At 70.1% G+C, this 12657-nt stretch carries 12 protein-coding genes; 9 read left to right on the forward strand and 3 right to left on the reverse strand.

The genetic code is table 11. The annotated features are described in order from the left end of the window. Positions 1-216: 216 nt before the first annotated feature. The 3 genes from FQ142_RS00880 to FQ142_RS00890 are packed head-to-tail and all read right to left on the reverse strand — an operon-like array spanning position 217 to position 4050. Entirely contained in the window at positions 217-1593 is a 1377-nt protein-coding gene (locus FQ142_RS00880; protein WP_410477423.1) for an MFS transporter, read from the reverse strand. 53 nt (positions 1594-1646) lie between these two features. Next, the gene (locus FQ142_RS00885; protein ID WP_149421851.1) at positions 1647-2756 is read right to left on the reverse strand and encodes a lactonase family protein; all 1110 of its coding nucleotides are present in this window, start codon (positions 2754-2756) and stop codon (positions 1647-1649) included. A 7-nt stretch (positions 2757-2763) separates the two neighbouring features. Continuing rightward, positions 2764-4050, reverse strand: a complete 1287-nt coding sequence (locus FQ142_RS00890; RefSeq protein ID WP_056414200.1) for an adenylosuccinate synthase — start codon at positions 4048-4050, stop codon at positions 2764-2766. A gap of 228 nt (positions 4051-4278) precedes the next feature. Here FQ142_RS00890 and FQ142_RS00895 point away from each other — a divergent pair, with 228 nt between their 5' ends. From FQ142_RS00895 to FQ142_RS00935, 9 genes are all read left to right on the forward strand, one after another. Beyond that, entirely contained in the window at positions 4279-5211 is a 933-nt protein-coding gene (locus FQ142_RS00895; RefSeq protein WP_149421852.1) for a DMT family transporter, read from the forward strand. An 81-nt stretch (positions 5212-5292) separates the two neighbouring features. Continuing rightward, positions 5293-5994 (forward strand): Pr6Pr family membrane protein, encoded by a 702-nt coding sequence (locus FQ142_RS00900; protein ID WP_149421853.1) that lies wholly within the window; start codon positions 5293-5295, stop codon positions 5992-5994. Between the two features lie 162 nt (positions 5995-6156). Beyond that, positions 6157-7302, forward strand: coding sequence for an AAA family ATPase (locus FQ142_RS00905; protein WP_253385123.1), 1146 nt, complete (start codon positions 6157-6159; stop codon positions 7300-7302). A 7-nt stretch (positions 7303-7309) separates the two neighbouring features. Then, the gene (locus FQ142_RS00910) at positions 7310-8197 is read left to right on the forward strand and encodes a DUF58 domain-containing protein (RefSeq protein WP_149421854.1); all 888 of its coding nucleotides are present in this window, start codon (positions 7310-7312) and stop codon (positions 8195-8197) included. Then, positions 8184-8675, forward strand: coding sequence for a hypothetical protein (locus FQ142_RS00915; protein ID WP_056414210.1), 492 nt, complete (start codon positions 8184-8186; stop codon positions 8673-8675). The genes FQ142_RS00910 and FQ142_RS00915 overlap by 14 nt, the downstream gene beginning before the upstream one ends. After that, on the forward strand, positions 8666-9652 hold the full coding sequence (locus FQ142_RS00920) for a VWA domain-containing protein (RefSeq protein WP_262492012.1): 987 nt from the start codon (positions 8666-8668) through the stop codon (positions 9650-9652). The genes FQ142_RS00915 and FQ142_RS00920 overlap by 10 nt, the downstream gene beginning before the upstream one ends. Further along, on the forward strand, positions 9649-10716 hold the full coding sequence (locus FQ142_RS00925) for a vWA domain-containing protein (RefSeq protein WP_149421855.1): 1068 nt from the start codon (positions 9649-9651) through the stop codon (positions 10714-10716). The genes FQ142_RS00920 and FQ142_RS00925 overlap by 4 nt, the downstream gene beginning before the upstream one ends. Then, positions 10713-11504 (forward strand): hypothetical protein, encoded by a 792-nt coding sequence (locus tag FQ142_RS00930; protein ID WP_262492013.1) that lies wholly within the window; start codon positions 10713-10715, stop codon positions 11502-11504. The genes FQ142_RS00925 and FQ142_RS00930 overlap by 4 nt, the downstream gene beginning before the upstream one ends. Then, positions 11498-12640 (forward strand): hypothetical protein, encoded by a 1143-nt coding sequence (locus tag FQ142_RS00935; RefSeq protein WP_149421856.1) that lies wholly within the window; start codon positions 11498-11500, stop codon positions 12638-12640. Before FQ142_RS00930 ends, FQ142_RS00935 begins: the two co-directional genes overlap by 7 nt. The last annotated feature ends 17 nt before the right edge of the window (positions 12641-12657 follow it).

Raw genomic sequence — 12657 nt, forward strand, 5'->3', positions numbered from 1 at the left:
CTTGCTCAAGACCAACGTCGAGTCACGGGGTGGTGTTCCGCCGCGCGCTGTGCAAGAGAGCCCGGGCGCGTCGGCGGGGCCCGAACGCAGGACCGAGGCACGGATGCAGGGCCGAGACCGGCATCTGATCCTGCATCCGTGCTGCGGTCCTGCAGACGGCCCGGGAGGAGTGGCCGGCCGGTAGGCCCGGGGTGGCTGGGCATCCCGGTTCACAACTCAGCCAGCCACCCGCGGCGAGACCCGGGGAGCGAGCACCGCCGCGGCGAGCGCGATGATCCCCGTGAAGACGAACACGGTGACGAACGGGTCGGCGACCGCGGCGACACCCGTGAACAGGACCCCCGTGATCGCGAGGGCGAGTGCACTGCCGAACGAGTCCGCGACCGACATCGCCGAGCTGTTGAATCCCTGGTTCTCGGGTGCCGACATCTCGAGGGTGAGAGCGCTGGTCCGCGGGCTCATCAGTCCCATCCCGGCGCCTGCGACGATCCACGCGACGACGATGGAGGCGACCGGCGCGGCGAGCGCGGCGGCGACGAGGGTGAGAGCGACGCCCGCGGCGACGAGGATCGTGCCGATGCGCACGGCCACGGCGCTGGGCAGGCGGGTGCTCATACGCCCCTGCACGGTCGCGGCGACCGACCACGCGAGCGCCCCGCCGGTGAGCGAGAGTCCGGCCACTGTGGGCGAGACCGCGTAGCGCTCGGTCAGCAGATACGGGATGTACACCTCCGCACCCAAGAACCCTGCGGCCGCCAGCCCTCGCACGAGCATCACGGAGGGGAGGCCGCGCACGGCGCGGAGCGTTCCCTTCGGCAGCAGGGCCCGCACCGCGACGAGCGCCACCACCACCGCTGCCCCGGCGAGGACCAGGCCCGCCCCCGGCACATCGCCGACCAGGTTGAGGGCGAGCACCGCGGCCGCGGCGAGCACCGCCCACCCGAGTCGCCCGAGCGCCCACGGCGTCGTCGCGTCGCCGGCACCGGACAGCCCGCGGAGCGCCGGGACCACCATGAGCAGGGCCGGCACGACGAGGAGCACGACGCCGAGGAACACCCAGTGCCAGCTCCACAGCTCGGTGACGGCTCCGGCCACCGTGGGTCCGACGAGGGAGGGGACGACCCAGGCGGCGGCGAACCCGGCGAAGATCGCGGGATGCAGTGCGCGGGGGTACACCCGGGCGACGACCACGTAGAGGGCGACCATCAGGCCCCCGTTCCCCAGTCCCTGGGCGAAGCGCCCGGCGACGAGCACCTCCATGGTGGGCGCGAACCCCGCCACCAGCAGTCCGACCACGAAGAGTGCGACCGATGTGTACAGCGGTGCCACCGGTCCTCGTCGGTCCGCCCAGTTGCCCGCGATGACCATGCCGATCACCCCGGTGGCCAGCGGCCCGGCGAATGCCAGCGCGTACAGGCGCTCGCCGTCGAGGTCGGCGCTGACGACGGGCATCACCGTGGTGACGGCGAGTGATTCGAACGCCCCGAGGAACACGAGCGCGCACGCCCCGATCGTGACCCAGAGGTAGGCGCCGCTCATGATTCCGGGGGCCGCGACCTTCTCGGTCGGCACCCCATCCGTGTCGATGGTCATAGGCACGACGGTAGAACCTCAACAAAGGTTGAGGTCAAGCGAGCCCGTTGAGGCTACCGGACGGGCAGGAAGTGCGTCGGCGTCGGCACCTGGGCGGTGTGGCGGATGCCGAGCGGCGCCCCCGTGCGCTCGTCGAGGTCGAGCAGGGCGATGCTGTCGGATCGCTGCCCGGCCACGAGCAGCTTGCCCTCGTGCACGAGATGATGCCGCGGCCAGTCCACGCCGGAGTCGGCGAGCGCGATCGATTCGAGGCTCTCGCCCCCGCCCCGCACACGCAGCGCGGCGATCGTGTTGCTGCCGCGCAGCGCGGTGTAGAGGAACTGTCCGTCGCGCGAGCGCACCAGCTCGGCGGGGAAGTCCACCCCCACCTCGGCGATCGGGCTCGACAGCACGGCGGACACGACCGCCCATGTGCCGTCGCGGCTCGCGGCGAGCGTGAACACCTCGCACGAGTACTCGGTCACCACGTGCAGGTGGCCGCTGGGGTGCGCGACCATGTGGCGCGGTCCGGTGCCCAGCGGCAGCACGATCTCGTGATCGAGGATCAGCCCGCCCGCCGTCGGTCGCCAGATGCGCACGAGATCGAAGCCGAGATCGGTCGTGGCGATGCGTCCGTCGGCGAGGAAGACGGCGGAGTGCGCGTGCGACTCCCGCTCGTCGCCCGAGGCCGTGTGCTCGCCGGGGTAGGGGTCGGATGCCGCGGCGGCGACGCCCGCCGGCGCAGACGTCTCCAGGGTCTCGCCGAGCAGCGCCGCCCGCAGTTCCGCGGCCCTGTTCGCGGCATCCGCGACCAGACCTCCGTCGGGGGCTATGCCGATGCGCACGACGCGACCGTCGCCGTAGCAGCTGGCGACGAGGTATCCGCCGGACGGCGACACCGCGACGTGGCAGACGTTCTCTCCGGCCTCGACCGGCTCGCCGAGGGGTCGGAGCACGGACTCGCCGCTGCGGGAGAACGCCTGCACGGCGGCATCCCCCTCGAGCGCCGCGTAGACGACGTCGAGGGTCGGATGCTGCGCGAGCCACGACGGCGACGGCGTCTGCGTGACCGCCCCGCGGTACTCGAGGGCGGTCTGCCTGTCGGCGTCGCCCGCGAGCAGCCCGATGCCGTCGGCGGAGCCCTCCATCGCGGAGCCGTATCCGCCGAGCCAGAACCGGGTCACGATGCGCTCAGTCCAGCAGATCGTGGCGGACGACCACCTGGTCGCGCTCGGGGCCGACGCCGATGACCGAGATGCGCGTGTTGCTCATCCCCTCGAGCGCGAGCACGTAGTCCTGCGCGTTCTGCGGCAGGTCCTCGAACGTGCGAGCGGTCGAGATGTCCTCGCTCCAGCCCGGGAAGTACTCGAGGATGGGCGTCGCGTGATGGAAGTCCGTCTGGTTGACGGGCACCTCGTCGAAGCGCGTGCCGTCGACGTCGTACGCCACGCAGACCGGGATCTGCTCGAGTCCGGTGAGGATGTCGAGCTTGGTCAGCACCAGGTCGGTGATGCCGTTGACCCGGGTCGCGTAGCGCGTGATGGGGGCGTCGTACCAGCCGACCCGGCGCGGACGTCCGGTCGTGGTGCCGAACTCGAAGCCGCGCGAACGCAGCCACTCGCCCTGCTCGTCGAAGAGCTCGGTCGGGAAGGGGCCCGAGCCCACCCGGGTCGTGTACGCCTTGACGATGCCGACGATGCGGTCGAGCGCGCCCGGTCCGACCCCCGATCCGGTCGAGGCGCCACCGGCCGTGGCCGACGACGAGGTGACGAACGGGTAGGTGCCGTGATCGACGTCGAGCATGGTGGCCTGGCCGCCCTCGAACACGACGACCTCGCCGCGGCGCAGCGCGTCGTCGAGAAGGTGGCCGGTGTCGGCGACCATTGGCCGCAGACGCTCGGCGTACGAGAGCAGGTCCTCGACGACCTCGTCGGCGGTGATCGAGCGGCGGTTGAAGATCTTCACCAGCAGGTGGTTCTTCTGGTCGAGGGCGCCCTCGACCTTCTGCCGCAGGATGTTCTCGTCGAACAGATCCTGCACGCGGATGCCGACGCGGTTGATCTTGTCGGCATACGCCGGCCCGATGCCGCGGCCGGTGGTGCCGATCATGCGCTTGCCGAGGAAGCGCTCGGTGACCTTGTCGAGCGTCCGGTGGTACTGGGTGATGATGTGCGCGTTGGCGCTGACCTTGAGGCGCGAGACGTCGATGCCGCGGCCGCCGAGCGCCTCGAGCTCGCTGAAGAGCACCTCGAGGTCGATGACGACGCCGTTGCCGATGACGGGCGTGACCCCGGGCGAGAGGATGCCGGAGGGCAGCAGGTGCAGTGCGTACTTCTCGTTGCCGACCACGACCGTGTGACCGGCGTTGTTGCCGCCGTTGAACTTCACGACCCAGTCGGTGCGCTCGCCGAGCAGGTCGGTCGCCTTGCCCTTGCCTTCATCGCCCCACTGGACGCCGACGATAACGATTCCTGGCATGGGTATCCCCCTTGCTTCCGCCGGGTTTGCACCGGCTGATGAGCTGGCCCTCTGCGGGCGGTCCCATCCTACCGAAGGGGTGTTTCACCGCCGTGTCGGGGCGGTCGGGGCGGTCGGGCGGTCGGCGCGCCGCACAGATGCAGGACCGATGCACGGATGGCGGAAAAGGAACGGATGCTGTCGCTCGGGCGCATCTCCGATGTCGGTGGCCGGTGCCAGGATCGAAGGATGCCGAAGACCGGTCGCGTGCAGCGCGACGACACCCTGATTCCCGCGAAGCCCCGCTCACAGGGTCCGCTCGTGCTCGTCGCCGCCCTCGTCACGGTGGTGCTGTGGGCGTCGGCGTTCATCGGCATCCGCGGTGCGGGCACTCACTTCGACCCGGGCGCCCTGGCGCTGCTGCGCATGGCCGTGGGCAGCGCAGCACTCGCGATCATCGCGGTGCGCCACGGCATCCGTCTGCCCGAACGTCGCCACCGGTGGCTCGTCGCCGTGTGGGGCGTCGGCTGGTTCTGCGTCTACAACCTCGCCCTGAACGCCGCGGAGCGCTCACTCGACGCGGGCACGGCGGCGATGGTCGTGAACCTCGCGCCGCTGATGGTGGTGATCTTCAGCGGACTGTTCCTGCGTGAAGGTTTCCCGCGGCCGCTCGTCATCGGCGCTCCGATCGCGTTCCTCGGCGTGGTTCTGATCGGAATGAATTCGTCGACGAGCGAAGGACCCGACATCACCGGGCTGCTGCTCGCCCTGCTCGCCGCCGTCATGTACGCCGGGTGCACGCTGCTGCAGAAGCGGCTGCTCAGCGCCGGGTCCGATGCGACGACACTGACCTTCCTCGGGGCCGTGGCCGGCACGGTCGCCCTGCTCCCCTGGACGGGCAGTCTCGTCGGCGCCCTGCAGACGGCTCCGCTCGACGCGACGCTCTGGGTCGTCTACCTGGGCATCTTCCCGACCGCGATCGCCTTCACGACCTGGGCCTACGTCCTGCAACGCAGCACGGCGGGCCAGACCTCCGCCACGACCTACGTCGTTCCGGCGATCGCGATCCTGATGTCGTGGGCGATCCTCGGCGAGGTGCCTACTCCGCTCATGTTCGTGGGCGGGGCGCTGTGCCTGCTCGGAGTCCTCGTCACCCGCATGCGGTGGGGCCGCCGCACCTGACCTTTGCGCTCCGCCCGGCATGCCCAGGCCTCCCCTCCCGCTTCCCCCTCCTCGCCCGATAAGGTGTGCGCGGAGGCGAAGATGACGACCTGGTGGCCCTACGCACGACTCGCTGCAGCAGTGCTCTCACTCGCCGCGATCGTCGCCCAGCTGTCCCGCAGCATCGAGAACGCCCTCGACGCCACCACCGAGTGGGGGCAGCATCTGCCGACAGTCGCCGCGAACTTCCTCAGCTTCTTCACGATCCTGTCGAACCTGCTCGCAGCGATCGTGCTGATCATCGCGGCGGCCTGGGCACTGCGCCACCGCCGTGACGGTCGGCCGGAGCCGAACGGGCTCGCCGTCGCCCTCGCGTGCGCGAGCACCTACATGATCGTCACCGGCATCGTCTACAACACGCTGCTCCGCGGCGTCGAACTGCCCCAGGGCGTCACGGTCCCCTGGTCGAACGAGGTGCTGCACGTCGTGTTCCCTCTGTTCCTGCTGCTCGACGTGCTCTTCGCCCCGCGTCGACGCGCCCTCGCCTGGAGCACGATCTTCATCGCCGCGATCTTCCCGATCCTCTGGGCGATCTACACGATGATCCGCGCGAACTTCATCACCTCGCCCGCCACGGGGAACACCTGGTGGTACCCGTATCCGTTCCTCGACCCGCGCCTCGTCGGCGGCTACCTCGGCGTCGCCGGCTACATCATCGGCATCGCGGTCGCGATCATCGGTGTGGCCGCTCTCGTCGTCTGGGTCGGTCGCCGGCGCGGTGCCAGAGTGCCCGTCGACGCCTGACCGACGCCTGACCGGCATCCGCACCGGGACCGGCAGCGGCACAGGCGGGCGCGCCCATGGGCACAAGTCCCCATGGGCGGGCCGGATCGGCGCGTTCGGATGCGGTTACGCTGGTCGCGGGGGATCGTCGACGCGTCCCCGTGGCAACGAGGAGACACATCGATGAACGAGCCCTACGCGCCCGGCGCCTCTGCAGGTGCGACGCCGCCTCCCCCCGCGCCCTCCGGCTCGTCGATGCCCCCGGCCCCGCCCGCTCCGGCCACCCGCGCCGCGGCTGCGGCCGTCGCGCCGCCCGCGTCCCCCTCGGCGAGCAGGAAGTCCGAGGCCCCGACCGATGCCGAGCTGCGTCGCGCGAGCGAGGTGCTGAAGACCGTCTCCGACGCGTACTCGGCCAAGATGGTCGGCCAGGAGCGACTGCGCATGAGCCTGCTGATCTCGCTGATCGCCGGCGGCCACATCCTGCTGGAGAGCGTTCCGGGGCTCGCGAAGACGACCGCCGCGAGCACGCTCGCCGACACGGTCAAGGCGCAGTTCAAACGCATCCAGTGCACACCCGACCTGCTGCCCAGCGACATCACCGGCAACCAGATCTACGACGCGGCGACCGGATCCTTCCGCACGGTGCTGGGTCCGGTGCACGCCAACTTCGTGCTGCTCGATGAGATCAACCGCTCGAGCGCGAAGACCCAGAGCGCGATGCTCGAGGCCATGCAGGAGCACCAGACCACGATCGGCGGCGAGGTGCATCACCTGCCCAAGCCGTTCCTGGTGATCGCGACCCAGAACCCCATCGAGCAGGAGGGCACCTACGAGCTGCCCGAGGCGCAGATGGACCGCTTCCTGCTCAAGGAGATCGTCGAGTACCCCAGCCCCGCGGAGGAGTTCGAGATCCTCGGCCGCATCGACTCCGGCGTGCTCGATCCCGACCGTCACGTCTCGAGCGCGATCAGCCTCGACGACGTCGACATGCTGCAGGACGTCGCGAGCCGGATCTACGTCGACCCCGCGATCCGCAACTACATCGTCTCGATCGCCTACGTCACGCGAAACCCCGCGCCCTACATCGGCGAGGAGCGTGCCCGGTACATCAAGTACGGCGCGAGCCCCCGTGCGAGCATCGCCTTTCTGCAGGCCGCCCGCGCGCTCGCCCTGCTCAACGGCCGTGCGCACGTGCTGCCCGAGGACATCCGCTCGCTCCGCCACCTGGTGCTGCGCCACCGCGTGCTGCTGACCTTCGAGGCCGACGCCGAGGGCATCCGCAGCGAGGAGATCATCGACCAGATCTTCGCTGCGGTCCCCACGCCCTGACACCCCCATGGCCAGCCTGATCACCCAGGTGAAGAGCAAGCTCTTCATCCACTCGTCGCGCAAGTCGCTGCACGCGCTCGACGGCGCCTACGCGTCGTTGCTGCACGGGCGCAGCCTCGACTTCGAGGATCTGCGCAAGTACGAGTACGGCGATCAGGTGCGCGACATCGACTGGCGCGCGACCGCCCGACTGGGCACGCCGCTGGTCAAGCGGCACCGCGCGATGCGCATGCACACCATCCTCTTCGTGGTCGACACCGGACGCTCGATGGCCGCCCTCGCCCACGACGAGAGGTCGAAGAAAGACCTCGCGATCCTCGCCACCGGCGTGCTCGGGGTGCTGGCGCTGCGGCACGGCGACGATTTCTCGCTCGTGTACGGCGACTCCGACCGCATCCGTCGCCGGGCACCGGGCCGCAGCGAGGGCGCTCTCGAACACGCGCTGCGCACGATCGAGGGAGCCATCGACTCCAGCACCGCGTCCAGCGACCGCGACGCCCTGCTCTCGTACGTCACCCGCACCATCTCGCGCCGAATGATCGTCGTGGTGATCGCCGACGAGGCTCCCGTGACCGACGAGACCGAGCGGATGCTGCGGCGCCTACGCGTGCAGCACGACGTGCTGTGGCTGACCGTGAGCGACGCGGATCCCGTGCTCGACCACGCGACCGGAACGATCCGCAGCGACGTGGACAGCCTGTGGGAGGTCCCGGACTTCGTGCAGGGCGACCTCGACATCATCCGCGAGCTCACCGCGCAGACCGAGGCCGACGCCGCCCGCCTCGCCGAGGTCCTCAAACGCATGGAGATCAGCCACGGTGTGCTGGCCGGTCAGGACGACGCCGTCTCGCAGCTCCTGCAGCTGCTGAATCGGAGGTCGAATGCCCGGCTCTGACGAGCTCTACCCTCCGGCCCAGTACGGCTGGGGCTGGATCCTGCTCGCGTTCGGCGTCCTGGCGCTCCTGATCGCGGGAGCCTGGCTGGTGGCCGCCCTCACCCGGCCGCGTCGCGATCTCACCCTCACCGACGAGTCGCAGGGGCCCTTGCTGCTGACCGTCGACGTGCTGTCGCAGCTGCGGGTGGAGTACCTCGACCGCATCCAGCGCATCGAAGACGACTACCGCGCCCGCACGCTCTCGGCCCGCAACGCGAACCTCGAGTTCAGCCGCGTGGTGCGCACGTTCGTCAACGAGTACAGCGGACTCGAAGCCCCGGTGCTCGCCCTCGACGACCTCGTCGCGCGCGGGGTGCACCCGGCGCTGATCGACGCCATGGGACGCCATTACTATCCGAGCATCTTCCGTCAGGGCCCCGCGATCGATCCGGCCGCGGGCGCCGAGGCCGCGCGAACGGTGGTGCGCACATGGCACTAGCCCACGGATGGCTGATCCTCGTCGCTGTCGGCGTCGTCCTCGCCGCGATCGCGATCGGGGTGGTCGTCGGCCTGCGCAGCGGCGCCAGGACCGAGGAGCACGAGCGCGCCCGCGTCGCCCGCGCCGAGCGCCTGCGGGCGCTGCCCACCTTCCGCCAGGCGTTGAACCGCCGCGTGCTCGCCCTCTCCGCCGTCCTGCTGCTCGGCGTGGTCGCCGCACTGTCGGCGGGAGTCATCGCGGCGCGGCCGATGTCGTCGCAGACCATCCAACCGGTCAACACGAGCCGCGACATCATGCTCTGCCTCGACGTCTCGGGGTCGATGAGCGAGGTCGATGTCGAGGTGCTGTCGGTCTTCGAGGATCTGCTCGACGACTTCGAGGGGGAGCGCATCGGACTGACGATCTTCAACAGCTCCCCCGTGCAGATCTTCCCGCTCACGGACGACTACGAGTTCATCCGCGGTCATCTGCAGAGCATCCGGGAGAGCTTCGACTACACCGATCAGGTTCCGGAGCACTGGGTCGGCACGCTGAACGGCAACGGCGCCTCGCTGATCGGCGACGGGCTCGCCGCCTGCACGATGGCGTTCGACCATCCCGACGACGAGCGCTCCCGCTCGATCATCTTCGCCACCGACAACGAGATCAACGGCGCCTCGATCGTGACCCTCGACGAGGCGGCCTCGTACGCCGACTCGATCGGTGTGCGCGTGTTCGCACTCAACCCCGTCGCCGGCAAGGACGACGCCGTGAGCGCCGAGCTGGCGAAGGCGGCCGAAGCCACGGGAGGCGCGGCCTACGGCCTGCGCGACACGACCACCGTCAGCGACATCGTCACCCAGGTGCAGGAGCAGGAGGCGACGGAGCTGAAGGGACAGGCGCAGGTGGTGTGGACCGACACCCCGAACCTGTGGATCGTGGTGCTGCTGATCTCGATGCTCTCGTTCCTCGTGGTGCTGTGGAGGGTGCGACTGTGATCTTCCAGCCCGTGCTGAACGTCTTCCTCCTCGTGCTGCTGTGCGCGCCGGTCGGGGCGCTCGCCGTGATCGCGCTGGCGAAGGCGAAGGGCCGCGACAAGGCGCTGTGGGTCCTGCGACTCGTGCTGCTGCTGGCCTGCGTCGTCATGTTCCTGCGCCCCGGCATCCCCGGCGGCGCCACCCAGACCCTCGCGACCGACACCGACGTCGTGCTGGTCGTCGACACCACCGCGAGCATCGTCGCCGAGGACTGGAACGGCGACGAGCCGCGCCTCGACGGAGTGCGCGCCGACGTGCAGAGCATCGTCGACGAGTACCCGGGCGCACGGTTCGCCCTGATCACCTTCGACGCCTCGGCCGACCTGCGGATGCCGCTCACCACCGACACCACCTCCCTCATCTCGTCTCTCGACGTGCTGCGCCCCGAGGTGACGAGTCAGTCGCGCGGCAGCTCGATCGGCATCGCGAGCCCGCTGCTCACAGAGACCCTCTCGAACGCGGCGGAGTCCTCACCCGACCGCTCGCGCATGGTGTTCTACTTCGGCGACGGCGAGCAGACGGTCACCTCGGCACCCGAGCCGTTCGACGGCAGCGCGGAGTTCACCGACGCCGGCGCCGTGTTCGGCTACGGCACCGCGGAGGGCGGGCCGATGCGGCTGACCACCGGCGGTCTCGGCGACTCGGGATCGGGCGAGTACATCGAGTACCAGGGGTCGAACGCACTGTCGGTGATCGACGAGGCGAACCTCGAGGCGATCGCCGGTGAGCTCGGCGTCGAGTACCAGCACCGCACGGCGGATGCCGAGATCACGCTGCCCGATGCCCCCTCGACGACGACGAACTACGCCGAGTCCGGATCCGTCGGCAACGTCACCGAGCTCTATTGGATCGCAGCGCTCGTCGTCGTCGTCCTGCTCGGCGTCGAGCTCGCGCGGGCCAGCATGCTCGTCGCCCGGCTGCGGCTGCTGCGCACCCCGCGCTCCCGGGACCGGTCGACGCGCGACGCGTCCCGGTCGACGCGCGACGCGTCGGCGACCGGCCCCGACGACGGAGGTGCCGCATGACCCCTGTGGATACAACCCAGGCGACTGCACCCGAGGCGACGGCGCCCGAGGACATCCGCGCGAGAGCGGCATCCGCTCTTCTGGCATCGAACCGCAGGCGCCGCCGCATCCGTCGCTGGATCGCGATCGGCACCCTGCCCCTCACTCTCGCCGCGCTGCTCTTCGTCGGCAAGGTGCTGAGCATGTACGCCTTCGCGCACCAGTCGATCACGGCCTACGTCGCCGACGACTTCGCGGGATCGGAGTCCGCCGCCCACGGCCAGGAGTTCCTCAACTGGTTCGAGCCGTACAAGGCTCCCTTCAACGCGGGCACCGCCCTCGCCGGCGCCGAGGAGCTGTCGGCATCCCGCGCGAAGCTCGAGGAATCGCTCGATCTGGCCACCGGCCTCGAGGTCTGCAGCGTGCGCATCAACCTCGGGCTCGTGATCGAGCGCATGGGCGATGCGGCCAGGGCCGACGGCGACGGCACGGGAGCCGCGGCGCTCTACGGCGAGGCACTCACCGTCACGTCCGAGATGCCGCCGGAGTGCGACAGCGACGAGGCCGAGGAGCAGTCCTCCGACCCCGACCGCGACATGCAGCAGAGCAAGGAGGACCTCGAGGGTCGGCTGAAGCAGAAGCAGCAGCAGACGCCGCCCGAGGAGGAGCAGCCTCAGGAGGAGTCGGAGCCGCAGCCGTCGGACGACAAGCTCGACGAGCTCAAGGACAAGCTCGAGCAGGGCACGCAGGAGCGCGACCAGCAGCAGGGCGAAGACGGCGGCGGCTCGGGGACGGACAAGCCATGGTGATGGATCACGAGAAGCAGCGCGCCCGCTACGTCGCCGGCACCGAGGGCGCGCCGCCGGTGCCGCCGCCCGGAGGATACCGCAACGCACGCCGCGCATCCGGCCCCTTCGTGCAGCAGCCCGGTGTTCCGGGAGCCACGGCCACCGCGACCGGCTCGGCGCCAGGCTCGGCATCCGGCACCGCGGACGCGCCGAAGAGACCGGCGAACGCCCTGGGCTGGATCGCGCTGGTCGCCGGCATCCTGTTCGCCGCGATCCTGCTGATCACGCTGGCCGTGGGAGCGACCGACGTGCTCTACGGCGTCACGATGCTGACGCTGCAGCTCGTCGTGGTGGCGGTGATCGTCGGCGCGCTCTTCACCGCCCGCGGACGCACCCTGGCCGCCGTGGCGCTCACGGTCACGCTGATCTTCAACGTCGCCACCGTCGGCGGCATCGGTGCGCTGCAGACCTCGGCATCCGGAAGCTACGACGGCATGAAGACCGAGGAGCAGAAGCACGAGGAGGCCTACCCGGGCATCAAGGGCACCGACCCGCAGGCAGCCCTCCGTCAGCAGTCGCTCGAGGAGGTGCGGGCGGAGGCCGACAGCGTGTTCGCCGACATCCGCGCCCGCATCACCGCCGAGTACGGGTACGAGTGGGTGCAGGTCGGCGACGAGGACCTGCGTCCCGAGCGCAACGGGTACGGCGGAGAATCGATGCTGATCGAATACACGTCGGTGGGCTGGGCGACCACGCAGCCGATCCAGGACTACAACACCAAGCTCGCCGTCATGGCCACCATCGACGCGGTCGTCGCCGAGCACGGAATGCCGCCGCTCTACTCGTTCAACGGCGAGTACTCGGGCATCGATCCGACGATGATCGCGAAGCTCTACGGCAGCGAAGACCCGCGCGCGCAGCACACGTGGGAGTACTACACCGACAACTACCCCGATCCGACGCGGCTCTACGCCAACATCTACGACCTGTCGAACGACCCGACGGGCGACTTCCGCACCACTCGCGAGGCGCAGAGCGCCCGCACCGGCGAACCGCTCGAGGGGCTGCAGATGGTCGTGCTCGCGAGCGCCGTGCTCAGCGAGAACGATCGGGCGGAGTACGAGGAGAAGCTGAAGGACTACCCCGGGTTCCAGTGACCGGGGGCGGCGGCCGT

Origin of the sequence: Microbacterium sp. ANT_H45B, assembly GCF_008369345.1 — a bacterium.
Lineage (GTDB): Bacteria > Actinomycetota > Actinomycetes > Actinomycetales > Microbacteriaceae > Microbacterium.